Origin of the sequence: Sphingomonas sp. CFBP8993, from assembly GCF_034044895.1 — a bacterium.
Classification (GTDB): domain Bacteria; phylum Pseudomonadota; class Alphaproteobacteria; order Sphingomonadales; family Sphingomonadaceae; genus Sphingomonas.
Genome location: NZ_JAXCWU010000001.1, coordinates 494,140 through 516,956 on the forward strand (window position 1 = coordinate 494,140; position 22,817 = coordinate 516,956).

Annotated in this window: 24 protein-coding genes; 15 read left to right on the forward strand and 9 right to left on the reverse strand. The window is 66.5% G+C overall.

What is annotated here, in order from left to right; genetic code table 11:
• Positions 1-12 precede the first annotated feature (12 nt).
• A complete protein-coding gene (locus SOM26_RS02255) occupies positions 13-1,023 on the reverse strand; it encodes an Ldh family oxidoreductase (protein WP_320451095.1) in 1,011 nt (336 codons plus the stop codon).
• A complete protein-coding gene (locus SOM26_RS02260) occupies positions 1,020-3,395 on the reverse strand; it encodes a beta-L-arabinofuranosidase domain-containing protein (protein ID WP_320451096.1) in 2,376 nt (791 codons plus the stop codon). The genes SOM26_RS02255 and SOM26_RS02260 overlap by 4 nt, the downstream gene beginning before the upstream one ends.
• A gap of 102 nt (positions 3,396-3,497) precedes the next feature.
• On the opposite strand from SOM26_RS02260, the gene SOM26_RS02265 reads away from it, so the two are divergent.
• On the forward strand, positions 3,498-6,245 hold the full coding sequence (locus tag SOM26_RS02265; RefSeq protein ID WP_320451097.1) for a DUF5695 domain-containing protein: 2,748 nt from the start codon (positions 3,498-3,500) through the stop codon (positions 6,243-6,245).
• On the opposite strand, the gene SOM26_RS02270 is transcribed toward SOM26_RS02265, so the two are convergent.
• Positions 6,191-6,661, reverse strand: coding sequence for a (deoxy)nucleoside triphosphate pyrophosphohydrolase (locus SOM26_RS02270; protein WP_320451098.1), 471 nt, complete (start codon positions 6,659-6,661; stop codon positions 6,191-6,193). The genes SOM26_RS02265 and SOM26_RS02270 overlap by 55 nt on opposite strands.
• A 40-nt stretch (positions 6,662-6,701) precedes the next feature.
• Here SOM26_RS02270 and SOM26_RS02275 point away from each other — a divergent pair, with 40 nt between their 5' ends.
• From SOM26_RS02275 to SOM26_RS02285, 3 genes are all read left to right on the forward strand, one after another.
• Positions 6,702-6,887, forward strand: a complete 186-nt coding sequence (locus SOM26_RS02275; RefSeq protein WP_320451099.1) for a Flp family type IVb pilin — start codon at positions 6,702-6,704, stop codon at positions 6,885-6,887.
• Positions 6,888-7,016: 129 nt separating this feature from the next.
• Positions 7,017-7,190 (forward strand): Flp family type IVb pilin, encoded by a 174-nt coding sequence (locus tag SOM26_RS02280; protein ID WP_320451100.1) that lies wholly within the window; start codon positions 7,017-7,019, stop codon positions 7,188-7,190.
• Between the two features lie 179 nt (positions 7,191-7,369).
• Positions 7,370-7,543 carry a Flp family type IVb pilin gene (locus SOM26_RS02285; protein WP_320451101.1) on the forward strand — a complete coding sequence of 58 codons (174 nt, stop codon included), beginning with the start codon at positions 7,370-7,372 and terminating at the stop codon, positions 7,541-7,543.
• A gap of 66 nt (positions 7,544-7,609) precedes the next feature.
• On the opposite strand, the gene SOM26_RS02290 is transcribed toward SOM26_RS02285, so the two are convergent.
• Genes SOM26_RS02290 through SOM26_RS02305 form a run of 4 tightly spaced genes read right to left on the reverse strand, consistent with a single transcriptional unit; the run spans position 7,610 to position 11,424 of the window.
• Positions 7,610-8,560, reverse strand: coding sequence for an acetyl-CoA carboxylase carboxyltransferase subunit alpha (locus SOM26_RS02290; RefSeq protein WP_320451102.1), 951 nt, complete (start codon positions 8,558-8,560; stop codon positions 7,610-7,612).
• A gap of 11 nt (positions 8,561-8,571) precedes the next feature.
• The gene (locus SOM26_RS02295; protein ID WP_320451103.1) at positions 8,572-9,471 is read right to left on the reverse strand and encodes a tyrosine-type recombinase/integrase; all 900 of its coding nucleotides are present in this window, start codon (positions 9,469-9,471) and stop codon (positions 8,572-8,574) included.
• On the reverse strand, positions 9,468-11,306 hold the full coding sequence (locus SOM26_RS02300; protein ID WP_320451104.1) for a hypothetical protein: 1,839 nt from the start codon (positions 11,304-11,306) through the stop codon (positions 9,468-9,470). The genes SOM26_RS02295 and SOM26_RS02300 overlap by 4 nt, the downstream gene beginning before the upstream one ends.
• A complete protein-coding gene (locus SOM26_RS02305; RefSeq protein WP_320451105.1) occupies positions 11,290-11,424 on the reverse strand; it encodes a hypothetical protein in 135 nt (44 codons plus the stop codon). The genes SOM26_RS02300 and SOM26_RS02305 overlap by 17 nt, the downstream gene beginning before the upstream one ends.
• A gap of 81 nt (positions 11,425-11,505) precedes the next feature.
• On the opposite strand from SOM26_RS02305, the gene SOM26_RS02310 reads away from it, so the two are divergent.
• Genes SOM26_RS02310 through SOM26_RS02320 form a run of 3 tightly spaced genes read left to right on the forward strand, consistent with a single transcriptional unit; the run spans position 11,506 to position 13,285 of the window.
• Positions 11,506-12,048: a shikimate kinase gene (locus SOM26_RS02310; RefSeq protein ID WP_320451106.1), complete on the forward strand. Its 543-nt coding sequence runs from the start codon at positions 11,506-11,508 to the stop codon at positions 12,046-12,048.
• The gene (gene aroB / locus SOM26_RS02315) at positions 12,045-13,145 is read left to right on the forward strand and encodes a 3-dehydroquinate synthase (protein ID WP_320451107.1); all 1,101 of its coding nucleotides are present in this window, start codon (positions 12,045-12,047) and stop codon (positions 13,143-13,145) included. Before SOM26_RS02310 ends, aroB begins: the two co-directional genes overlap by 4 nt.
• The gene (locus tag SOM26_RS02320) at positions 13,145-13,285 is read left to right on the forward strand and encodes a DUF2256 domain-containing protein (RefSeq protein ID WP_320451108.1); all 141 of its coding nucleotides are present in this window, start codon (positions 13,145-13,147) and stop codon (positions 13,283-13,285) included. The genes aroB and SOM26_RS02320 overlap by 1 nt, the downstream gene beginning before the upstream one ends.
• A 60-nt stretch (positions 13,286-13,345) precedes the next feature.
• On the opposite strand, the gene SOM26_RS02325 is transcribed toward SOM26_RS02320, so the two are convergent.
• Positions 13,346-14,716 (reverse strand): cryptochrome/photolyase family protein, encoded by a 1,371-nt coding sequence (locus SOM26_RS02325; protein ID WP_320451109.1) that lies wholly within the window; start codon positions 14,714-14,716, stop codon positions 13,346-13,348.
• Between the two features lie 7 nt (positions 14,717-14,723).
• Positions 14,724-15,647 (reverse strand): histone deacetylase family protein, encoded by a 924-nt coding sequence (locus SOM26_RS02330; RefSeq protein WP_320451110.1) that lies wholly within the window; start codon positions 15,645-15,647, stop codon positions 14,724-14,726.
• Positions 15,648-15,666: 19 nt separating this feature from the next.
• Here SOM26_RS02330 and SOM26_RS02335 point away from each other — a divergent pair, with 19 nt between their 5' ends.
• Genes SOM26_RS02335 through cysD form a run of 8 tightly spaced genes read left to right on the forward strand, consistent with a single transcriptional unit; the run spans position 15,667 to position 22,816 of the window.
• Positions 15,667-16,641 (forward strand): alpha/beta hydrolase, encoded by a 975-nt coding sequence (locus SOM26_RS02335; protein WP_320451111.1) that lies wholly within the window; start codon positions 15,667-15,669, stop codon positions 16,639-16,641.
• Between the two features lie 2 nt (positions 16,642-16,643).
• Positions 16,644-17,159 carry an RNA pyrophosphohydrolase gene (locus SOM26_RS02340; RefSeq protein ID WP_320451277.1) on the forward strand — a complete coding sequence of 172 codons (516 nt, stop codon included), beginning with the start codon at positions 16,644-16,646 and terminating at the stop codon, positions 17,157-17,159.
• Between the two features lie 11 nt (positions 17,160-17,170).
• On the forward strand, positions 17,171-18,082 hold the full coding sequence (locus SOM26_RS02345) for a DUF481 domain-containing protein (protein WP_320451112.1): 912 nt from the start codon (positions 17,171-17,173) through the stop codon (positions 18,080-18,082).
• A 50-nt stretch (positions 18,083-18,132) separates the two neighbouring features.
• The gene (locus SOM26_RS02350) at positions 18,133-19,335 is read left to right on the forward strand and encodes a hydrolase (RefSeq protein WP_320451113.1); all 1,203 of its coding nucleotides are present in this window, start codon (positions 18,133-18,135) and stop codon (positions 19,333-19,335) included.
• The gene (gene astA, locus SOM26_RS02355) at positions 19,332-20,351 is read left to right on the forward strand and encodes an arginine N-succinyltransferase (protein WP_320451114.1); all 1,020 of its coding nucleotides are present in this window, start codon (positions 19,332-19,334) and stop codon (positions 20,349-20,351) included. The genes SOM26_RS02350 and astA overlap by 4 nt, the downstream gene beginning before the upstream one ends.
• A gap of 5 nt (positions 20,352-20,356) precedes the next feature.
• Positions 20,357-21,610: an N-succinylarginine dihydrolase gene (locus tag SOM26_RS02360; RefSeq protein WP_320451115.1), complete on the forward strand. Its 1,254-nt coding sequence runs from the start codon at positions 20,357-20,359 to the stop codon at positions 21,608-21,610.
• A gap of 38 nt (positions 21,611-21,648) precedes the next feature.
• A complete protein-coding gene (locus tag SOM26_RS02365; protein WP_320451116.1) occupies positions 21,649-21,867 on the forward strand; it encodes a hypothetical protein in 219 nt (72 codons plus the stop codon).
• A 49-nt stretch (positions 21,868-21,916) separates the two neighbouring features.
• Positions 21,917-22,816, forward strand: coding sequence for a sulfate adenylyltransferase subunit CysD (gene cysD / locus SOM26_RS02370; protein ID WP_320451117.1), 900 nt, complete (start codon positions 21,917-21,919; stop codon positions 22,814-22,816).
• Position 22,817 lies beyond the last annotated feature (1 nt).

Consider the following 22,817-nt stretch of genomic DNA (forward strand, 5'->3'; position numbering starts at 1 on the left):
TCGTCCCCTTGCTCAACCGTTCAACGCCATCACATCGCGGTACAGATCGGGCGCGATCGTGACCCCTTCGACCAGCGAAACCGCACGCGCGGCATAACGCCGGGCGGACGGCAACCTGGCCCCCTGCCCCGTGATCGCCCCGAACATCGCCTCCGCGCGTTCTTGGTGCTCTGGCAGCAGGTCGCCGAGGAAGCCCTTGGGATCGATCGCGATGATCAGTTCGCCGCCCAATGGCGAACCGCCCCGCCCCGCATCCCACGCGATCGACTCGCGGCTTGTCATGTCCCCGATCAGCGGCCCGGCGAGCAGTTCGACCATCGCGGCAAGCGCCGATCCCTTATGCCCGCCAAAGGTCCGCATGGCCCCTGACAGCACCTCGGCCGGGTCGGTGGTCGCATGACCCTCGGCGTCGACGCCCCAGTCCTCCGGCACGGCCTTGCCCGCGCGCCGGTGCAACTCGATCTCGCCGCGCGCGACCATGCTAGTGGCAAAATCGAAGACGAAGGGCGGCCCGTCGGGGCGCGGCCAGCCAAAGGCGATGGGATTGGTGCCGAATACCGGCTGTGCCCCGCCCGACGGAGCGACCCAGGCATGGCTGGGCGTAAAGGCCAGCGCGACCAGTCCGGCCTCGGCCAGTTCCTCGACCTCGGGCCATAGCGCAGCGAAGTGGACGACATTGTTGAGCGCCAGCGCCGCAATCCCGTTGGCGCGGGCCTTCTCGATCAGCATCGGCTTCCCCGTCTGGAACGCCAGCTGGGCAAAGCCGCCGCCACCATCGACCCGGACCAGCGCGCGGGCGGGTTCGGACAGGACCGGCTCGGCATCGGGCACGACCACGCCCTTGTTGATGCTGGAGACCGCAACGAGCAGCCGATAGATGCCATGCGATGCGCAACCGTCGCGCTCACCCGCCACCATCGTCTCGGCCACCGCCTCGGCATGCGGCACGGCCAGCCCCGCGCCGATCAGCTTGGCGCGGGCGAGATTCCGGAGTTCGTTGAGCGAGAGATGCACGCCGCTCATGCGACCGGGTCCTTCTTCGCAGTAAACAGGCGCATGCCGAAGATCGGCCCGGCGGTGCTGCGATCATGCGGCACCACCCGGATACGCACGGATTTCTTGCCCTTCATCAACGGCTCGGGCAGCGCATATTCGACGGTGAAGAACTTGCCCGGCTTATCATTTTCAAGATGTTGCGTCGCAATCTTTACATTGTCGACCAATATGTCGAAGTCGCGTGCCCGCTCCTCGCCCCAATAGGTGGCCTGGAGGATCAGCGGACCGGGTCGCACCGCCATGGTGAATTCGAAATAGCCGCCCGACCGCGCATCGCGCCCCTGCTTGCCCAGATAGGATACCGGATAGGAAATGTCCGAGGTCAGTGCGTGATCGCGCTCGGGCTGCATTTCGCCCAGATACATGACATCGACCGATCGCGCCGCGATGTCGCGGGCCTTCGCCTGCTCGGCCAGATAGCTGACCTCCTCCGCTTTCCACCCCGCCTCGGTGAAACGCTTGAAATAGACGGCGCTACGTCGTTCATATTGAGCGAAAAAGGGCACGAACCCAAGCCCCTTCGGCCGGAAGGCATCGCCGACCGCGTAGCGGATCGCGCCCCCCTGCATCGGAGTGAATGCCGCGACCGGGTTCGCCCCGACCATCGCCGGATCGGGCGCGTCCCATGGCGTGGCGGCAGGGCCGAGATCGGCGGCCATCACCATCGGTCCGCGCAGGACGGCCACGACCGTATCATCCCCCGGTGCCGCTTCGGTCCGCAAGTCGAGCGGCAGGCGGATGACGAGCGTATCGCCCGCCTTCCACCGCCGGTCGACCACGGCATAACCACGCTCCATTACCGGCGCGATCGCCTGGCCATTGACCTCGACCACCGCGTTTCCGTTCGCCCAGCCCGGCACGCGCAACGCCACCGGGAAGCGTCCCGGCCGCGCGAGATGCGCGAACGTTACCGTGCTCGCCCCGTCCATCGGATAGGCGGTGTCGAGCGTGACCAGCGCGCCGCGCTTTTCCCACCGCGCCTCCGACGGGATGTACAGATTGACGAACAGGGTTTCGCCGCCCTGCCAGAAGATGGACTCGCCATGCTTGGCATGCGCCTCCATCCCCGAGCCGACGCAGCACCAGAACGCGTCGTCCTGCGGCGTGGAAAAGCTGCGCGCCGCGCCCGACATCAACGGCGTCATATAGGTGAAGCCGCCATTCTCGGGATGCTGCGCCGCCATCACATGGTTCAGATGGGCGCGTTCATAATAGTCGAACAGTCGCCCGTCCGGCTTCCACCCGTAAAGATGCCGGGTCAGCTTCATCATGTTATAGGTGTTGCAATGCTCGCACGTCTGGTCGGTGACGTGGCGGGCGATGGTATCGGGTGCGGAGAAATACTCGCGGTCGGCATTGCCGCCGATGACATAGCTGTGATGGCCGGTCACCGTTTCCCAGAAAAAGGCCGCCCCCTTCGCCGGTTCCGGCTTGCCGGTGATCTCGTGCAGACGCGCCAGGCCAATCAGCTTGGGCACCTGCGTATTGGCATGGAAATTCGCCAGCTTGTCCTCGCCCGCGACCAGCGGATCGAGCACCTTGCGGTCATAGATACGCTCCGCCAGCGTCAGCCACTGGCGATCGCCGGTCCGCTGATACAACTCGGCAAAACTCTCGTTCAGGCCGCCATATTCGCAGCCCAGCACGGTCTGCATCTGCGCATCGTCCAACGCGGCGAACACGCGCGCGAAGTAACCGCCCAGCCGAACCGCCACGTCCAGCGCCTGCGCATTGCCCCAACCGCCATGAATGTCGAGCAGCCCGGCAAACAGCTTGTGCACCGTATAGAGCGGCGACCAGGACCCGTTGAGGTCGAAGCCCCCCGACTTGATCTTGCCCGCCATGATCTCGGGAAAGATTTCCTCCCCGTCGACCACCTTGCCATCGGCGCGCTTGCGCCCCAGCGCACCGACATAGCCGGTGCCGCGCTTGGCCTGGGCCTCCGCCAATTCGCCGACGATATAGTCGGCGCGGCGACGCATTTCGGTATCGCCGGTCTGCTGCCACGTCAGCACCAGCGCCGACATATAGTGGCCCAGCGTATGCCCGGCGATCGTATCGCTTTCCCAGCCGCCATAGATCGGCGCCTTGGCCTCCAACCCGGCATAGACCCGGAAATTGTGGAGAAGCCGATCAGCACTCAGACGATAGAGGTAGCGCCGGTTCGTCTCGACCGCGGTCGCATAGATGGACGGGCGCAGGCGAATGGCCGAGAGCGGCAGCGGCTCGGCCTTGTCGGGCAGCGTCGACGAGCCCGCTGCGATCGCCTTGGGCGCGACGCCCACCATGGCCAGACCGGCCGCTCCCCGCATCCATTCGCGTCTGTTGGTGCGCACCATCTTGCCCTCCTGCTAATACTGTATACTAATATCGACCGACCGGGAGGGGGTCAATCGCAATGCGGGTGCGACCTGACGGCCCGTCAAAAGGGGGTTCTTGCGATGCGTTACCGATTGATCCACCTGCTGCCGCTATCGGTCGCCATGCTGCCGATGATGGCTGGTGCCCATGGACCGGCTGACGCGGGAAAGACCAAAGTGCCTCCTGCCGCCACAGGTCGCGCCGCCTCCGATATGCAGGTCGGCGCATTCCGCCTGCGGCTCGACCCCACCAGCCAGACAGCGCGCAGCCTGTCGCCGGTCGCGACGCCGGGCTTCGATTTCCTGCCCGTGGGCCGTGCCAAGGAGCGGGCGGGCAATGGTTACAACCATCTTGGCGATATTCACGTCCGGCTGCGCACCGGAGCGGGCGCATGGCGCGACTATTCCTCGTCGCGGGATCGGCGGCCGGTTCGCGCGCTGTCCGCGCGCGGTTCCGTCCTGGCCTCCGCCGACATCACTGCGTCGATGGGATCGGGCCTGCCGCTGCGGATCGTTCGGGAATGGGTGAACGACCGGGGAGCGCCGGTCCTCCGCTTTACCCTGACCAACACCTCGTCCCAACCCGTCGAGATTGGCGGCCTGGGCATCCCGATGGTGTTCGACAACATCATCACCGACCGCACGCTGGAACAGGCCCATGCGCAGGCGAGCTTTGCCGATCCCTATATCGGCCGCGATGCGGGTTATGTGCAGGTCACGCGACTGAACGGCGCGGGCCCCGCCCTGCTGGTCCTGCCGGAACGCGCGACCCCGCTGGAGGCCTATGTCCCCATCCCGACCCTGCGCGAGACCAAGGGTCAGGGTGTAATCGTCGAGGCCAGCCCGCGTGCGCAGACGTCGGAAGGCTTTTACGACTGGATGGTCGCCAGTGAGGCCTATGCCCAGACCGATTGGGCGAAGGCGGGCAAGCCGTGGAATGACCCGACCAGCTTCACCCTGGCGCCGGGCGAGCACCGCACGATCGGGCTGCGGCTGGTCACCGCGCCCAGCATTCGCGCGATCGAGCCGACGCTCATGGCGCAAAAGCGGCCGGTCGTCGTCGGCGTGCCCGGCTATGTCGTGCCGACCGACCTCGATGCCACGCTGTTCGTCCATGCTCCCACGGCGATCACCGGCATCGCCAGCTATCCGGCGGGGGCGCTGGACGTATCGCGGCAGCCGGGCCGGCCGGGCTGGAGCCGATTGTCGGTACGCGGCAGGCAGTGGGGCCGTGCCCGCCTGACGCTGTCCTATGCCGACGGCAGCGTCCAGACGGTCCAGTATTTCATCACCAAGCCGCTCGAGCGAACGATGGCGGATCTGGGGCGCTTCTCGACGACCAATCAGTGGTTCGAGGGCAAGGGCGATCCCTTCGGTCGGTCACCCGCGATCCTGACCTATGACCGGGAAGCAGGACAAGTCGTCACCGCCGACCCGCGCGTCTGGATTTCGGGCATGAGCGACGAAGGGGGCGCGGGCAGCTGGGTCGCGGCGGTCATGAAACAGCTCGACAATCCGGATGCGCAGGAAATCGCCCGGATCGAGCAGCTGGTCGACAAGACCATCGTCGGCCGCCTGCAGGTGGCCGAAGGGCCCCATGCGGGCGGGGTGAAGAAGAGCCTGTTCTATTACGACCCGGCCGCCTTCCCCAATCTGTATCAGCCCGCCAAGGACTGGCAGAGCTGGACCTCCTGGAAAAAGGATCAGGCCGACGATCTGGGGCGTGCCTATAACTACCCGCATGTCGCGGCGGGACATTGGGTTCTGTATCGGGTCGCGCGCAATCATCCCGGTATGACGAAGATCCACGCCTGGGACTGGTATCTGGATCACGCCTACCAGACGATCATCGCGATGATGCGCGACGCACCGCATTATGCGCAGTTCGGCCTGATGGAGGGGGATGTCTTCATCGATATCCTGACCGACCTGAAGCGCGAGGGCTGGACCGCCAAGGCCGCCGAGATCGAGCGGCTGATGAAGGGCCGTGCGGATCACTGGCGCACCCTGAAATATCCGTTCGGCAGCGAGATGGCGTGGGACTCGACCGGCCAGGCGGAGGTCTATGCCTGGATGCGCTATTTCGGATACGGCCCGCAGGCGGACGTCACGCGCGAGGTCATACTCGGCTATGATCCGTCGATCCCGCATTGGGGGTATAACGGCAATGCCCGGCGCTATTGGGATTTCCTGTACGGCGGCAAATATCCCCGACTGGAGCGGCAGATCCATCATTACGGATCGACCCTGAACGCCATTCCACTGTTCGATGCCTTCCGTCGCAAGCCCAGCGACATGCACTTGCTGCGGGTCGCCTATGGTGGGCTTCTCGGGGGAATTACCAATATCGACCAGCAGGGCGCGTCGTCCGCCGCCTTCCACAGCTGGCCCGACAAGATGGAGTGGGACCCGTATAGCGGCGACTATGGCATGGGCTTTTTCGGTCACGCCTATGCCGCCGCGACCTATGTGGTGAACGATCCGGCGCTCGGCTGGCTCAGCTATGGCGGCAATGTGTCACAAGCCGGAGGGCGCATTCGCGTGGTCCCGCGCGATGGGGCCCGGTCACGCCTGTTCATCGCTCCGGCGGGCCTGTGGCTGACGCTGGAGGCGGGCAAGATCGCCGGCGTCGATTATGATCCGGCCAGCGTTACGGTGCGTGTCACGCTCGACCCGGCGACCACCGGCACCTCGAACGCGCGACTGTTCGTGGAGACGACCACGCCGAACGGCCGGGCCTATCGCCCCGACCGGGGCATGCCGGAGCGCGGCGGTTACACCGTCCCCCTGTCGGACGTGCCGACCGAGCTTGTGCTGTCCGCCAGATAGGCGCGCAACTGGCGGACGAGCGGCCCGTCGGCGGGCGGCATGGGCCATGCGCTCATCGCCGCCGGTTCGCACCAGGTCAGCCCGTCCGCCTCCAGCGCGACCGGCACGCCCCGCCACGCCCGAACGACGTAGAGCAGCAGGAGCAGATGGCGCCCCGGCAGGACTTCGGTCGCGAACCCGGCTGGCTCCAGCGCCTCTCGATCGACCGTGATCGCCAACTCCTCGTGCAGCTCACGCACCAGCGCTTCCTCCGGACTCTCACCGGGTTCAAGCTTGCCGCCGGGAAACTCCCATAGTCCCGCCAATGCCTTGCCAGCCGGACGCTGCTGCAAGAGGACACGGCCATGTTCGTCGACCAGCGCCGCCGCGACGACGGGAAACAGCTTTGCGATGGCGGAGTCCGACTGATCGACCATTTGTTAACCCTTTTTCGATTATGTCGTTTGCGTCATGAAAATGCCGAAGGCCATCCGCGACCTGCGACATGTCTGCGCCGATACGCGTGGTGCGTCGGCTGTGGAATATGGCCTGATCCTAGTTGCGGTCATGCTGACCATATTCGTCGGCCTGTCCGCGGTCAGTGGCGGCCTTCAAAATCTGATGACCACCATCGCCGATCATCTCCAGCGGGCAACCGGCTAGGTTTTTCTCCAGCGAACCTAAAACTTTAAGCCTTCGTCAACCAGTGCAGCGGCATACCAGCCCGAAGCTGATCCGGCGCTCCGGCTCAGCCGGGTGATCGACCACGCATTGCAATCAACGGAGACCGGAATGAAGACGCTTCGCAAGATGGTGAAGGACAACAAGGGCGCGACGGCGATCGAATATGGCCTGATCGCTGCCCTGATTGCGGTCGCCGCGATTGGTGCGATGTCCAGCCTCGGCACGCAGTTGAACACTTCCTTCACCAACATCAAGACCAAGCTCGCAAACCCCACTGGCTAATCAGATACGTAACAGGTGGCGAATGATCGCCACCTGTTCGCCTGTAGCCAGATTTGCGACGCGACTGCCGCAAGGCGTCCGTAATCTACCCTTTAGCCGGATGCCGTAACTGCGCCCACGCTGTTGCATGTTCGCAGCCCCGCTACACCATGGGATCCGGCTATCGTCTGGAGACTGGCATGAAGATGATCTGCACGACGCTAAGAAACCGCAAAGGCGCTACGGCGATCGAATATGGCCTAATCGCAGCTCTGATTGCGGTCGCCGCTATCACCGCCATGAGCGGGTTGGGCACGCAGCTCAACACTACGTTCACCAATATTACCAACAAGCTCGCAAACCCAACCGGCTAATTGTGCTGGCAGTTGAGCAATCCGTCGGGGCTGTTGGCCAAATTCGCCAACAGCCCCGACTGTTTACTACAGGCGGCCCATCGCCAAGAACTTGGCGGCACGACCGCGCTTCAGTTCGTCACGGCCGAGGCCGCTCAGGTCACTCAGCGCCTTCTCGACGGCGTCGCCCAGATTGGCGATGGCACCCGCGTGATCGCGATGCGCGCCACCGACCGGCTCGGGAACGATCGTGTCGATCACGCCGAAGCTCTTCAGATCCTGCGCCGTGACCCGCATCGCCTCGGCCGCTTCGGCCGCCTTGTCGGCGGTCCGCCACAGGATCGAGGCGCAGCCCTCCGGCGAGATCACCGAATAGACCGCGTGCTCGAACATCAGGACGCGGTTACCGGCCGCCAGCGCCACCGCGCCGCCCGAGCCGCCCTCGCCGACGATCGCCGAGACGACCGGTACGCCCGCCGCCAGACAGGCTTCGGTCGAACGCGCAATGGCTTCGGCCTGACCGCGCTCTTCGGCCTGGATGCCCGGAAACGCGCCGGAGGTGTCGACCAGCGTCACGATGGGCAGGCCGAAGCGATCGGCCAGCTCGACCAAGCGAATCGCCTTGCGATAGCCCTCGGGCTTGCCCATGCCGAAATTGTGCCGCAGGCGGCTGGCGGTATCCTCGCCCTTTTCATGGCCCAGCACCATGACGCGCTGGCCACGGAACTGCGCGAAGCCGCCCATGATAGCCTGGTCGTCACCGAACGCTCGGTCGCCCGCCAGCGGCACGAACTCTTCGAACAGCCCGGCCACATAATGCTTGAAATGCGGGCGTTGCGGATGGCGCGCAACCTGCGTCTTCTGCCATGGGGTCAGCCGGGCGAAGGTGTCGCGCAGCAGCTTGTCCGACTTGGCCTGCAGCTTGGCGATCTCCGCGCCGATATCCACCGTCCCTTCGGCGGTGGTGTCGCGCAGTTCGTCGATCCGGCTCTGGAGCTCGGCGATCGGTTTCTCGAAATCGAGGAAGGTCGTTGACATGGGCCTAGCGCCTAAGGGCGCTTTGTCCGAAAATCAACGAGCGGGTGGCGGGCATTGACGAGTTCGACCAGCTTTGCCGCCTCGACATGGGTGTAGATCTCGGTCGTGGCGATATCGGCATGGCCCAGCATCGCCTGCACGGCGCGCAGATCGGCGCCGCCGCCCAGCAGGTGCGTGGCAAAGGCATGGCGCAGGACATGCGGGCTGACCCGGTCCGGCGGAATGCCCGCCTCCGCCGCCAGCGCCTTGACCAGCTGATACAGGCGGATGCGGGTCAGATGCTTCTTGCCGCCGGGAAACAGCCATGCCGCCTCCACCGGCACGCAGACGCGCCACGCCGCGACCGCCGCACGCGCCCGGTCGGAGATGGGGACCATCCGCTCGACGCCACCCTTGCCCTTCAGGATCAGGAAAGGCCGGTCGGGATGCACCGCGCCGCGCGGGAGGGCGACGAGTTCGCTTGCACGCAGGCCCGAGCCGTAGAGAAGCTCGACAAGGGCCGCCAGGCGAAGGTCGTAAGCGCTCGGATGCGCCGCACCGGTCCGCTCGGCGATGGCCGCGAACAGCCGGTCGATATCGGCATGGCTCAAGATCTTGGGCAGACCCCGTCGCTGCCCCGGTCGCGGCAGGACCGACGAGGGGTCGTCGCCGCGCAAGCCTTCTTCGTGCAGAAAGCTATAGAAGCGGCGCAGCGCGGCCGATTTTCGAGCCACCGTCGAATGGGCCAAACGGCTCCAGCCATCGGCCAGTCCACGCAGCGCCGATTCGTCCGCCGCCACCAGCGCGCCCATCGCCTCGCCCGCCAGCCGCAGGTCGGAGCGATAGGCGGCGAGCGTATTGCCCGCCGCGCCCGCTTCGGCCGCCATCATCTCCAGGAAACGATCGAGCAGCGCAGCGTCGTCGGACGTCATGCGCGCGCGATCGCCTCCGCCGCGATCATCCGTGCCTCCGCATCCAGCCCGACGGAACGAAGCGCTCCCACGATGCGGTAGAGCGCCTGGGGTGGTACGCCGTGCCAATCGCTGGTCTGCATCCCGATCGCGCAGAGCAGCACGACCATGCCGGGCCGCTCCACCGCCACCGCCTCGTCAAGGGCGTCGGTCCAGGCATTGCGCTGGCCCACGCGCACGTCGAGTGCCTCGGCGCCCTTCTCGACATCGCCACGCGACAGGCGACCCAGGCCCGCCAGCCCGGCAAAGAACATGCGCTGCCGATACGCATCGCCGCCGCCATAGCCGCTGACCTGGTCATAGCCGACCTCGCCCTGACGATCCGGATCGCTGAGCGTGATCATCGCCCAGCCGTCGCTGCCGCTCTTGACGCTCTCACGCCAGCTGGCGGCGTTGCGATCGAGCCCGGCGGAGAGCATCGATGCGATCAGGCGATCGGTATCGTCGCCCGCCACGACGGGCAGCCGCGCCGCCGCCCGGGCGGTCAGGATCAGCCGGGCATAGGGCGTGCGCGCGGCATCGCCCCACAATGACCGGATCGCCGTCAGCCGCTGCCCCTCGTCATTCGCGGCGTAGGCGTTGCGCAGATCATTGCCGATCCGGGCCTGTTCGCGACTGGCCTGATCATCATCGGCCAGCGCCGCGTAGAAATCGACCAGCGCGACGTTGGACAGGACGCCCATCGCCGCCGCCTGATCGACGACGGTCGCGCGCTCGGTCATGGCGACGGCTGGCGAGGTCGCCAGCCAACCGCGCACCTGCGGCCCGACATAGGCCAGGTAATCCGGCGGCACCGTCACACCGGTCGCGGTCGCCAGGCCGAAGCGCCAGGTCGTCAGGCGATCGGCATCGCCCCATTCGATCGTCACCGCACGGCGGCCGCCGGCGCGGGCCCCGATCAGCTTGTCGGCGAGCTTCACGTCGAAGGCATCGGCGACCTGCTGGCGGCGAACCTGCTGCACCAGCGCCGCGCCGCGTGCACCCTCGCCCGACAGCACCGCGCACCAGCCCTGCGCCAGGCGATACCCGCCAAGCCCGGTCACACCGGCACCCCGGTCGGCCAGCGGGCAGAGCCCGGCCGGGTCGCTGCTGGCAAGCAGGGCGTTGATCGCGACCTGATAGAGCTTGGGCGTATAATTGGCCGTATCGACCGACTGCACCACGGCGCGCGCAACCTGCGCCTCACCCATGCGAAGCAGCAGCCACGCCCGTTCTGCGGCAAAGTCCGCGCCGTTCACGCCGCGCGGCGTGGTCAGGCGGGCGGCCAGTGTCCGGCGCAACAGGATCGAGGTCCAGCGCGACGGCAATGGCGCGGACAGCCGGCGCATCAAGGCCTCGGCGACACGTCCGTCCGCCCCGGCAAAGGCGTCCTCGTCCAGCGCACCCTCGCGCGGCCCCGCCGGGCCGACCAGCGACAGCGAACGGCGAGCGGAGGCAGGCAGCTCATACTCGGCCATCTCGCGCGCGCTCATCGTCGGGGTGGGCGACGGCGTGACGGTGGGCGACGGTGTCGGCGTGGACAGCGATTCGATCAGCGCGCCGACCGGATCCGCGCGCGCCGGGGTCGGCACGGACGCAGGCGTGGCGGTGGTGCCGGGTGCCGCACGCACCGGCGTCGCGCCGCTGCGTGGCGTCCCGCGCGGGCTGGGCTGCGCGGCGGGCTGTCCGAAACCGGGGGGCAGCAGCGATTCGGGGCGATCCTGAGCCGCGGCGATGGCCGCGGCCCCGACCATCAGGAGCGCGACGGCCCTGGGCAGGTGGCGAAAGGCGCCGCCCCGCTTATTGCAGGTTGCCAAGCGAGACCGCCTTTTCGACCTGGGTGGTCGGCCGTTCGGTCGCCCGGCCCGAGAGCAGGAACAGGCCCCCGACGATGATGACGAGAAGGACGATGAGCGTGACGACCATACGGGACATGAAACGCAAAACCTTATAATGGACCCGTGAAAGCCCGGCCGGTGTTGCCGGGCGCGCGCCCGCTGTATAGCGCAGAGCGCAATGTTGCAAAGCCACAACCCTGTAGATGCAAGCTGGAACGGGTCACCCATCGTGCTCGTCGGCCTGATGGGCGTGGGCAAGTCGACCGTCGGCCGCCGCCTGGCGAATCGGTTGCGCGTGCCCTTCGTCGATGCCGACCATGCGATCGAGCAAGCCGCCGGCATGAGCGTATCGGAAATCTTCGAACAATTCGGCGAACCCTATTTCCGCGACGGCGAACGCCGGGTAATCGCACGGCTGGTCGATGGCCGTCCCAAGGTGATCGCGACCGGCGGCGGTGCGTTCGTCAATGACGAAACACGCGCGCTGATCTTGGAACAGGCCACCGCCATCTGGCTGAACGCCAGCCCGGAAGTCCTGGCCGAGCGGGTCCGGCGGCGCGACACCCGCCCGCTCCTGCGCGGCAAGGACCCGCTGAAGGTGCTGCGCGAGCTGTCCGCGGTCCGCAACCCGATCTACGCGCTCGCCCCGATCCATATCTCCAGCAAGCGCGGGCCGCACGAGGCCACCGTCAACGCCATCCTGAAAGCCATCGGACGATGAAGACCGTCACCGTGTCGCTCGGCGACCGCAGCTACCCCATCCATATCGAGGCCGGGCTGCTGCCCCGCGCCGCCGAATATCTCGCGCCACTGTCACGCGGACGGCGCATGGCGATCGTGACGGACGAGAATGTCCGCCCGCATCTGACCGTGCTCCAGGCCGCGCTCGACGCGGCGGGCGTCGCCAGCGAGGCGATCATCCTGCCGCCCGGCGAAAAGACCAAGAGCTGGGCGATGCTGGAGCATGTCTGCGACCGACTGCTCGAACTGGGTATCGAGCGCGCGGATCACGTCGTCGCACTGGGCGGCGGGGTGATCGGCGATCTGGTCGGCTTCGCCTGTTCGATCGTCAAGCGCGGCTGCCGGTTCGTCCAGATCCCGACGACCTTGCTGTCACAAGTCGATTCGTCGGTCGGCGGCAAGACGGCGATCAACACCTCGGCGGGCAAGAACCTGATCGGCGCCTTTCATCAGCCTGCCATGGTACTGATCGACCCGAACGTGCTCGACACCCTGCCCGCGCGACAGGTGCGCGCGGGTTATGCCGAGGTCGTGAAGTACGGCCTGATCGACGACTTCGCCTTTTTCGAATGGTGCGAGGCGAATGCACCTGCGCTGCTGGCGGGCGACGCCGATGCGCGTGTCCACGCCATCGCCCATTCGGTCGCGGCCAAGGCGCGGATCGTTGCCGCCGACGAGCATGAGACCAACGGCATCCGCGCGCTGCTCAATCTGGGCCACACCTTCGGTCACGCGCTGGAGGCGGAGGCGGGCTTTTCCGAACGATTGCTTCACGGAGAGGGGGTCGCAGCGGGCTGTGCGCTGGCATTCCGCTATTCGGTGCGCAAGGGCATTTGCGAGCGGCAGGATGCCGAGCGGGTCGCCGCCCATCTCCGCGCCGTCGGCCTGCCCGACGGCCTCGCCGCCGCCGGGATCGATGCGCCCTCCGCGACGTTGGTCGAGCATATGAAGCACGACAAGAAGATGGCGGCGGGCACCCTGCCCTTCCTGCTCGCGCGTGGGATCGGGCAGACCTATCTCGACAAGACGGTGGACCTGACCGACGTGGCCGCCTTCCTCGACGCCGAGCCGCGCTGATGCCGAACGGCGTCGCCAAGCAGAACCTGCCGAGCAAGACATGCCCGGCCTGCGGGCGCCCGTTCACCTGGCGCAAGAAATGGGCGCGGGACTGGGATCAGGTGATTTATTGCTCGGATGCCTGCCGAAAGAAGCGGTAGCGGTTTCCTTTCGTGTTCGACCTCGCTCACACTGAGTGAAGTCGAACGCCACGCTGCGGACTATCCCCGCGTCTTTTTCGCCGCCGCCAATGCCCGCTCGCGGCCCTCGCGATGGCCGATGATCTTGGCTGGATAGCTTTTCGGCCGACATCCGGCCTCGTCGGGATCGTGGATCGCCGCGTCGGACACATGCTTCAGTTCGGGCACCCACTCGCGAATATAGTCCCCCGCCTCGAACTTTTCCGACTGGCTGAGCGGCGCCATGATCCGCCCGAACATGTTGGAATCGATCCCGGTCCCCGCGACCCATTGCCAGTTGACCGCATTATTCCCGTAGTCGGCGTCGATCAGGCAGTCCCAGAACCAGCGTTCCCCCTCTCGCCAGTCGATCAGCAGGTGCTTGATCAGGAAGGACGCGGTGATCATCCGCACCCGGTTATGCATCCAGCCCGTCGCCCAGAGCTGTCGCATCCCGGCGTCGACGATCGGATAGCCGGTGCGTCCGGTCTGCCATGCCTTCAAATCGGCCTTCGCTTCCGCACCAGTCCGCCATGGCAGGGCGTCGAACGCCTCGCGGCCGTTGCGATCGGCATAATCGGGCAAGGCCATCACGACGCCATCGGTAAAGTCCCGCCACGCCAGTTCCTTGCGAAACGTCTCGGTATCGCCGCGCCGGTTCAGCGAATGCCAGACGGCTCGGACCGAGACTTCCCCGAAATGGAGGTGCGGCGACAGGCGCGAGCTGCCCTCCTCGGACGGCATGTTGCGCGCGGTGTCATAGGCAGCGGCCTTGTCGCCGAAATCGTCCATCCGCTCACGCGCGCTCGCCTCACCCGGAACCCAGTCCGCGTCGAAGCCCTTCGACCAATCGGGCTTGGCCGGCAACAGTGACCAGTCGGACAGCTTCTCGCCCTTTGGCCAATGGGCGGGGGCGGTCAGCCCCTTCGGCGGATCGAGCGGATGTTCGGGGGGAAGATGTTCCTGCAACCCCTTCCAGAACGCCGAATAGATGCGGAAAGGCTTGCCGCTGCCCGTCGTCACCAGTTCGGGACGGGCCAGATGGTTGCCGTCCTGCAGGCAGAGGGCATCGCCCAGTTCTTCTTCGGCGGCCCGCCACCAGGGTTCGTAGTGACGGATCGCATGGATCGTCGTCGCGCCCGTCTCCTCCATCAACTTACGGAGGGTCACGACAGCCGAACCACGCCGCAGGATCAGGCGACTGCCGAGATCCTTCAGGTCCTTGCCCAGCGACGTCAGGCTGTGATGCAGCCACCAACGCTGAGCCGCGCCCATGCGCCAGTCGCCGGGTGTCTCGTCATCCAGAATATAGACCGGGATGACCGGTCCCTCGTTCGCGGCAGCCACAAGTGCGGGTTGATCGTGAAGGCGAAGATCCTGGCGGAACCACAGGATCGTAGGGGATGCGGTCATCCAGCCGTTACGCTTCGATCCCCGCCAGGTTCCGATGGGACAGCCTTTCACCCAAGGTCAGGATCGCATCGACATGCCGCCGGGCGATCGCCATCACATCGTCGCCATACCCCCCGCCCACCGTACTGGCGAGCGGCAGGCCCCGCGCCAGTGCCATGTCGGCGATCATGTTCTCCCGCGCGATCAGCCCGGCCTGCGTCAAGGAGAGCCGCCCGAGCCGATCGTCGACAAAGGGATCGACCCCGGCCTGATACAGGATGATGTCGGGGCGATGTTCGTCGAGGAACGGCGTCAGCGTCGCGGACAGTTCGGCGAGATAGCCGTCATCGTCGACACCGTCCGGCAGCGCGACGTCCAGTGTCGAGCGTGCCTTGCGTGCGGGGAAGTTCTTCTCGGCATGGATCGAATAGGTGACGATATCAGGCCGCCCGGCGGTCAGCGCCGCCGTGCCGTCGCCCTGGTGCACGTCGCAATCGACGATCGCCACACGGGCCACCGTGCCGTCCTCGACCAGGCGCACCGCCGTCACCGCCAGGTCGTTGAACACGCAATAGCCCGCGCCGGTATTGGCCAGGGCATGATGGCTGCCCCCGGCGGTATTCGCGGCAAAGCCGTGCCGCAGCGCCAGCATCGCCGCCGTCCATGTCCCGCCCGGCACCGCCTGAGCCCGGAACGCCACCTGTTCGGTAATGGGGAAGCCGGTCCGGCGTGTCTTGTCCGGCGGCACCCGCGCCTCCAGAACCTCGGCGACGTAATCTGGGTCGTGCACCGCCTCCAGCCAGTCGCGGGGGATCAGATCCGGCTCAGTCCATGCCACCGCATCACCCTGTGCGCGCAACAGGTCGCGGATCGCGCCGTTCTTGCCCCAGCGATAGGTGGACCGCGCAGGCGCGTCGGTGACATAGGCTGGGTGATGGACGATATGGATCATCGCCCCTAGGTAGGAAGCCATGACCGCCGATAGGAGGGCTCCCGCCCCACTGACCGAACTGCGCGCCGATGTCGCCCGCTTCCTGGGCTATTACAATCGCCTGCCCGGCCCGCCCCAGCAGGATCTGGAGCCCGAGGCCGCCCGCCAGATGATGCGCGCCGCGCGCGACCTGGCCGATCCGCCGATCGGGCTGCTGAGGCTCGACCAGTGCTTCACGATCGCGGGTCCGGCGGGCCCGATCCCCGCCCGCCGCTTCGATCCTCGCGAAAGCCGGAGCCCCGGGCCGGTCGTCCTCTTCCTGCACGGCGGCGGTTTCGTGCTGGGCGATATCGATACCCACGCACCGTTGGCCGCCGAGATCGCACGCACGCTCGACTTGCCGGTCGTATCGATCGATTACCGGCTGGCGCCCGAGCATCCCTGGCCCGCCGCGCCCGATGATTGCGAAACGGCCGCGCGCTGGCTGGCGGCACAACCGGATACGACCGGCCTGATCCTCGCCGGGGACAGCGCCGGGGGTACGCTTGCCGCCGTCACCGCCATGGCCCTGCGCGATCGGCCCGCCGACGCGCCGGTCATCGCCCAGGGGCTGCTATATCCAGCCACGGACATGGCGCGGGCGCATCCGTCGCTGCGCGATTTTGCCGAGGGGCATTTCCTCACTCGCGCGATGCTCGACTGGTTCGTCGCCTGTTATGCCGCCGACCTCAGCGACATACGTGCCGCACCGATGCGCGGCGAACTGGCCGGGATGCCGCCCGCCGTCATGACGACCGCCGAGTGCGATCCGATCCGCGACCAGGGCCGCGCCTATGCCGCCGCACTGGCGCGTGCGGGCGTGCCCGTGACGTTTCGGGAGGCCAAGGGGACGATCCACGGCTTTGCCACCCTGCGCAAAGCGATCCCTTCCGGCATTGCCGATCTTTCCGCTTTCCTGCTTGCGTTGAAGGCCGTGATCGTCGAGGCGGAGGGCGTCAGCCCGATGGGACAATGATGATGACCGAACTTCCCTATCGCCCCTGCGCGGGCGTCATCCTGATGAACCGCGACGGCCGCGTCTTTGTCGGCCAGCGCATCGATTCGACTCTGGAGGCGTGGCAGTTGCCGCAGGGCGGGATCGACCCCGGCGAGGACGCCGACACCGCCGCCCTTCGCGAGTTGTTCGAGGAAACCGGGGTCACTGCCGACAAGGTCGAACTGATCGCCCGTGCCCCGCGCGCGCTGACCTACGACTTGCCCGAGGACATGATCGGCAAGGTCTGGAAGGGCAAGTGGCGCGGCCAGCGGCAGGACTGGTTCCTCTATCGCTTCCTGGGCGAGGATGCCGACATCCGCATCGACACCGAACACCCGGAGTTCCGCGCCTGGCGCTGGGCCGAGCCTGCGACGCTGCCCGCGATGATCGTGCCGTTCAAGAAGGCGCTGTACGAGGAACTGCTGGTCGTCTTCGCCGGCCATTTCGCCGCACACGGCAGCGATCAGGCAGTTTCCTCCGATCCTGCAAAGGTTTAAGGCTGCACCTCATGTCGAAGCGGCTGCTCCTGATCCCCATGGCGCTGGGTCTGCTCGCCAATGCCGAGCCGAACGACCCCGATCCCGCGCTGATCCCGCCCCAGATTCGCGCGATGCTGGAGGCCGCGATCGCGAGCGGTAACGAGAACGACATCACGACCGTCGTGCGCTATGCCCGCAACGCCGTGCCCGAGGCCGCCGATGCGATCGATGCGATGGCCGATGTCTGGCGTGACGAAAAGACCGCGAGCCGCAGCCGGACGATCCGCGAGGCGACCTTTTTCGACCTGTGGCATGGCCGCGTCGAGCTGGGCGGTTTCGCCTCCACCGGCAACAGCCAGAATATCGGCCTGACCGGCATCGTCGACCTGACCCGCGAGGGGCTCCAATGGCGCCACAAGTTGCGATTTCAGGGCGATTATCAGGAAAGCTTCAACGTCACGAGCCGCGAGCATTACGTTGCGTCCTACGAACCCAACTTCAAGCTGAGCGCCAACAACTATGTGTACGGCGCCGCGCAATATGAAAGCGATCGGTTCCTCGGCTATTTCAACCGTGTCTCGGCCTCGGCGGGTGCCGGTTACAGCGCCATCCGCAAGCCGCGCATGACGCTGGACGTCGAACTCGGCCCGGCCTTCCGGCACACCGAGTTCACCGACAACCGGATCGAGAGTGCGCTGGCGGCGCGCGGCAACCTGAACTTCGTCTGGAAACTGACCCCGGCGATCTCGGTCAACCAGAGCGCGTCGGCCTATCTCCAGCGGTTCAACAGCACGGTCAGCACCAATTCGGCGCTGAACGCCAAGGTGTTCGGTCCGCTTGCGGCTTCGCTGTCCTACAATGTCCAATATGAAAGCGAACCGCCGATCGGCCGCCGCACGACGGACACGATCACGCGCGCCTCGGTGGTGTACAGCTTCTAATTTCGGGGGCGGGGTTCACCTTTGCCGCTTCCATGGCCTAGGCTATCGTCATGGAGAGACTGAACACGATCGAGCGCGACGCCGTGGCGTCCGCTGCCGCCTATCCCATGCTGTCGCTGGTCGAGGACTGGGCCGCGATCAATAGCGGCACCCGTAACCTCGCCGGGCTGTCGACCATGGCCGACCGGCTGGCCGACACGTTCGGTCGTCTGCCCGGCACGCCGATGCTGGTCGAGCCCGAGCGGGTCGAGCGGATCGGCGCGGATGGTCGCCCCGCCGCCCTGCCCCATGGTCGCCACCTGCGCCTGTCGGTCCGCCCCGACGCTCCGGTCCAGATGCTGTTCACCGGGCATATGGACACGGTCTACCCGGTCGATCACCCCTTTCAGACGCTGACCCGGCTTGACGAAAACCGGCTGGGCGGACCGGGTGTCGCGGACATGAAGGGGGGGCTGGCCGTGCTGCTCGCCGCGCTGACGGCGGTGGAGGCCAGTCCGCTGGCGGAACGGCTCGGTTATGACGTGCTGATCAATTCGGATGAAGAGACGGGATCGGCCTCCTCGGCCGCGCTGATCGCGCAGTGCGCGACCGGCAAGGTGGCTGCGCTGACCTATGAGCCTGCTTTGCCGGACGGGACGCTGGCAGGTGCACGGGGCGGGACCGGCAATTTCACCATCGTCGTGCGCGGGCGCAGCGCCCATGCGGGCCGCAACCCGGAGGAGGGGCGCAACGCCATCGTGGCGGCCGCCCGGATCACGCTGGAGCTGTCGCAGCTCGCCGCCGACGACATTACCGTCAATCCGGCGCGGATCGACGGCGGAGGCCCCAACAATGTCGTGCCCGATCTGGCGATGCTGCATGTCAATTTCCGCCCCCGGGCGCTCGCCGCGATCGATCGCACCGGCTCCGCGATGAAGGCCATCGCCGAGCGCATTGCCGCCGAGCACGACGTGGCCGTGGAGGTGCACGGCAGCTTCAACCGCCCACCCAAGCCCATAGACGACGGCGCGGCCCGCCTGTTCGAGACGGTGAAAAGCGCCGGTGCCGATCTGGGCCTGACCATCGGCTGGCGTGCGACCGGCGGCGTGTGCGACGGAAACAACATCGCGGCGGCGGGCGTGCCCGTCGTCGACACGATGGGCGTGCGCGGCGGTGCGATCCATTCTCCGGACGAATATATGCTGATCGACAGCCTGCCCGAACGCGCGGGCTTGTCGGCGCTCACCATCCTGCGCATCATCGGTGCCGCATGAGCAGTTTTTGCATCCGCCCCGCGGTCGATAGCGACCTTCGCCATTTGTATGAAATGGCCAAGCTGACCGGCGGCGGCTTCACCAACCTGCCCCCCGACCGCAGCGCGCTAACCGCCAAGCTGGCACGCAGCCATGAGGCCTTTGCCGGGGACGGCGACGGTCAGGTGAAGGATGAATTGTTCGTCCTGATGCTGGAGGACCGGTCGAACGGCGATGTTCGCGGCACCTGCCAGATCTTCACCCATGTCGGGCAGAAACATCCCTTCTACAGCTATCGCATCGGCACCCTGACCCAGCATAGCCGCGAGCTGGAGCGGACGTTCCGGGCCGAAATGCTGTCGCTCGCCACCGATCTCGAGGGGGCGAGCGAGGTCGGCGGGCTGTTCCTCCACCCTGGCGAACGCGCCGGGGGACTCGGCTTGCTGCTCGCCCGCAGCCGCTATCTGTTCATGCGCGCCAATCGTCCGCGCTTTGCCGACCGCGTGCTGGCCGAGTTGCGCGGGGTGATCGATGAGGCGGGGGGATCGCCCTTCTGGGACGGGTTGGCCGGGCGGTTCTTCGGGATGAATTTCCAGGAGGCCGACCAGTTCAACGCCATCCATGGTCACCAGTTCATCGCCGACCTGATGCCCAAGCACCCCATCTATACCGCGATGCTGACCGACACCGCGCGCGCCGCCATCGGCCTGCCCCACCCGTCGGGCCGCGCCGCGATGCGGATGCTGGAGAATGAAGGCTTCGCGTTCGAGCATTATATCGACATCTTCGACGGCGGCCCGACGATGACCGCGCGCACCGATCAGGTCCGCACGATCCGCGACGCGCGCGAAAGCGTGATCGTCGATATCGACGCCTTGCCCGGCCGCGAGGCGTTGGTCGCGGCAGGGCGGCTGACCGATTTTCGCTGCGCGCTGGCGGACATCCGTGATGGAGACGGGGGGATCATCCTGTCCGAGGAAACCGCCCGCACGCTCGACCTGGTCGTCGGCGACACTGTCCTTCACATCGATCGGTGAGCGTCATGCTGAGAGAGATCAACTTCGACGGCATCATCGGGCCGAGCCATAACTATGCGGGCCTCAGCCACGGCAATCTCGCCGCCACCCGCAATGCGGGCAAGACCTCGCACCCCAGGGCCGCCGCGCTTCAGGGGATCGCGAAGATGCGCGCGAACCTCGATCTGGGGCTGGTGCAGGGCATCCTGCTGCCGCATGCCCGGCCGAGTCACCACTGGCTGAAGCAGTTGGCGACCGATTACGAAAATGCCTCGCCCGTCCTTCAGGCGCAGAGCCTGTCGGCCTCGGCGATGTGGGCGGCCAATGCCGCGACCGTCTCGCCCGCGCCGGATACGCGCGACGGACGGTGCCACCTGACCGTCGCCAACCTGCTGACCATGCCGCATCGCAGCCATGAATGGTCCGCGACGCTGGCGCAGCTGCGGCTGATCTTCGCCGACCCGGCCTTCATCGTCCATCCCCCGGTCCCGGCGCCTTTTGGCGACGAGGGTGCGGCCAATCACATGCGCCTGTGCAGCGGCCACGACCATCCCGGCGTCGAGGTCTTCGTCTATGGCGAGGGCGGCGGCCCCTTCCCCGCCCGCCAGCATCGCGAAGCCTGCGAAGTCGTCGCGCGCAGCCACCATCTGTCGCCCGACCAGGTGCTGTTCGTCCGCCAGTCGGACGCGGCGATCGCGGCGGGGGCCTTTCACAACGATGTCGTCGCCGTCGCCAACGAGCGCGTACTGTTCGCGCATGAACAGGCCTTTGCCGACCGTGACCGCTTCCACGCCGACTTGCGCAGCCTGATGCCTGATGTCGAGATCGTCGAGGTTCCCGCCGATCGCGTCAGCCTGGAGGATGCGATCGCCTCCTATCTGTTCAACGCACAGCTGGTGACGCCACCGAACGGCGAACCCACTCTGATCCTGCCGCAGGAGGCGCGCGATAATGGCCCGGTCTGGTCCTGGCTTCAGGATCATGTCGCGGGCAACGGTCCGATCCAGCGGCTGGAGGTGGTGAACGTCCGCGAATCGATGGCCAATGGCGGCGGCCCCGCCTGCCTGCGTCTGCGCGTCGTTGCCGCCCCCGCCACCATCGACCAGCGTTTTCTGGTCGATCATGCCCGGCTCGACCGGATCGCCGCCGTGGTCGAGGCGCACTGGCCCGAGGCGATCGACCCGACGGAAATCGGTGATCCCGCACTGATCGCGCGGATCGAGTCGGCCCGAACCGCGCTCCTCAGCGAGCTCGACTGTCTCATATTGGCAAGAACTTGACCCTTGGCGACGGGGCGATCCGGTGGTGTAACGGCACCATGTGGTCCCGCCTCGTCGCCCTGTTCACGATCAAGACCAAGTTCGAGGCGTTCCTCGTCATCTATGGCCTCGGCCTGGGTGCGGTCGAGCGTGGGATGCATTATCTGACCGCTTATCCGGGGTTTGCTGGCAAGATCCTGTTCGCCGCTTGCCCCATTGCAGTCTTCATGGCGGGCGGTCGCATATTGGACTCGCTGGAGCGGGACTATCGCGATTGACAGGATAAGTTGGTCGCACGGTTCGCTGGCGACATTATCTGACAATCCGATGACTGGCCTTACCCACCTGCAACGCCTCGAAGCCGAGAGCATCCATATCCTTCGCGAAGTCGTCGCCGAGACCGAGCGTCCGGTGATGCTCTATTCGGTCGGCAAGGACTCGGCCGTGATGCTGCATCTGGCCAAGAAGGCGTTCTTCCCGGCGCGCCCACCCTTCCCGCTGCTGCATGTCGACACGACCTGGAAGTTCCGCGCGATGTACGAGCTGCGGAACCGTGCGGCCGAGGAAGCGGGCATGGAGTTGATCGTGCACCGCAACCCGGAGGCCGAGGCAATGGGCATCAATCCCTTCGACCATGGCAGCCGCCACACCGATATGTGGAAGACCGAAGGGTTGAAGCAGGCGCTGACCGCGGGCGGATACGACGCGGCGTTCGGCGGCGCGCGCCGCGACGAGGAAAAGAGCCGTGCCAAGGAACGTGTCTTCTCCTTCCGCTCCGCCACGCATGGCTGGGACCCCAAGGCGCAGCGCCCCGAGCTGTGGAACCTCTACAACAGCCGCATCCACAAGGGGGAGAGCATCCGCGTCTTCCCGCTATCCAACTGGACCGAGCTGGATATCTGGCAGTACATCCTTCAGGAAGGCATCGAGATCGTGCCGCTCTATTTCGCCGCGCTGCGCCCGACGGTGGAGCGCGACGGGATGCTGTTGATGGTCGATGACGACCGTTTCCGCCTGAAGCCGGGCGAGGTGCCGTTCGACCGCTCGATCCGCTTCCGCACCCTTGGCTGCTATCCGCTTACCGGCGCGGTCGAGAGCGAGGCAGCCACCCTGTCCGACGTCATCCAGGAAATGCTGCTGACCACCACGTCCGAGCGGCAGGGGCGCGCGATCGATCACGATCAGGCGGCCAGCATGGAGAAGAAGAAGCGCGAGGGGTATTTTTGAG

Coding starts and splice junctions, on each gene's coding strand:
- SOM26_RS02330 (WP_320451110.1), bottom strand. CDS start 15,647: ATGATCCATATCGTCCATCACCCAGCCTATGTCACCGACGCGCCTGCG.
- SOM26_RS02305 (WP_320451105.1), bottom strand. CDS start 11,424: ATGTCCCGTATGGTCGTCACGCTCATCGTCCTTCTCGTCATCATCGTC.
- SOM26_RS02290 (WP_320451102.1), bottom strand. CDS start 8,560: ATGTCAACGACCTTCCTCGATTTCGAGAAACCGATCGCCGAGCTCCAG.
- SOM26_RS02360 (WP_320451115.1), top strand. CDS start 20,357: ATGCTGAGAGAGATCAACTTCGACGGCATCATCGGGCCGAGCCATAAC.
- SOM26_RS02350 (WP_320451113.1), top strand. CDS start 18,133: ATGGAGAGACTGAACACGATCGAGCGCGACGCCGTGGCGTCCGCTGCC.
- SOM26_RS02280 (WP_320451100.1), top strand. CDS start 7,017: ATGAAGACGCTTCGCAAGATGGTGAAGGACAACAAGGGCGCGACGGCG.
- SOM26_RS02335 (WP_320451111.1), top strand. CDS start 15,667: ATGACCGCCGATAGGAGGGCTCCCGCCCCACTGACCGAACTGCGCGCC.
- SOM26_RS02260 (WP_320451096.1), bottom strand. CDS start 3,395: ATGGTGCGCACCAACAGACGCGAATGGATGCGGGGAGCGGCCGGTCTG.
- SOM26_RS02270 (WP_320451098.1), bottom strand. CDS start 6,661: ATGGTCGATCAGTCGGACTCCGCCATCGCAAAGCTGTTTCCCGTCGTC.
- SOM26_RS02310 (WP_320451106.1), top strand. CDS start 11,506: ATGTTGCAAAGCCACAACCCTGTAGATGCAAGCTGGAACGGGTCACCC.
- aroB (WP_320451107.1), top strand. CDS start 12,045: ATGAAGACCGTCACCGTGTCGCTCGGCGACCGCAGCTACCCCATCCAT.
- SOM26_RS02295 (WP_320451103.1), bottom strand. CDS start 9,471: ATGACGTCCGACGACGCTGCGCTGCTCGATCGTTTCCTGGAGATGATG.
- SOM26_RS02325 (WP_320451109.1), bottom strand. CDS start 14,716: ATGACCGCATCCCCTACGATCCTGTGGTTCCGCCAGGATCTTCGCCTT.
- SOM26_RS02265 (WP_320451097.1), top strand. CDS start 3,498: ATGCGTTACCGATTGATCCACCTGCTGCCGCTATCGGTCGCCATGCTG.
- SOM26_RS02275 (WP_320451099.1), top strand. CDS start 6,702: ATGCCGAAGGCCATCCGCGACCTGCGACATGTCTGCGCCGATACGCGT.
- SOM26_RS02340 (WP_320451277.1), top strand. CDS start 16,644: ATGACCGAACTTCCCTATCGCCCCTGCGCGGGCGTCATCCTGATGAAC.
- astA (WP_320451114.1), top strand. CDS start 19,332: ATGAGCAGTTTTTGCATCCGCCCCGCGGTCGATAGCGACCTTCGCCAT.
- SOM26_RS02365 (WP_320451116.1), top strand. CDS start 21,649: ATGTGGTCCCGCCTCGTCGCCCTGTTCACGATCAAGACCAAGTTCGAG.
- SOM26_RS02345 (WP_320451112.1), top strand. CDS start 17,171: ATGTCGAAGCGGCTGCTCCTGATCCCCATGGCGCTGGGTCTGCTCGCC.
- SOM26_RS02285 (WP_320451101.1), top strand. CDS start 7,370: ATGAAGATGATCTGCACGACGCTAAGAAACCGCAAAGGCGCTACGGCG.
- cysD (WP_320451117.1), top strand. CDS start 21,917: ATGACTGGCCTTACCCACCTGCAACGCCTCGAAGCCGAGAGCATCCAT.
- SOM26_RS02255 (WP_320451095.1), bottom strand. CDS start 1,023: ATGAGCGGCGTGCATCTCTCGCTCAACGAACTCCGGAATCTCGCCCGC.
- SOM26_RS02320 (WP_320451108.1), top strand. CDS start 13,145: ATGCCGAACGGCGTCGCCAAGCAGAACCTGCCGAGCAAGACATGCCCG.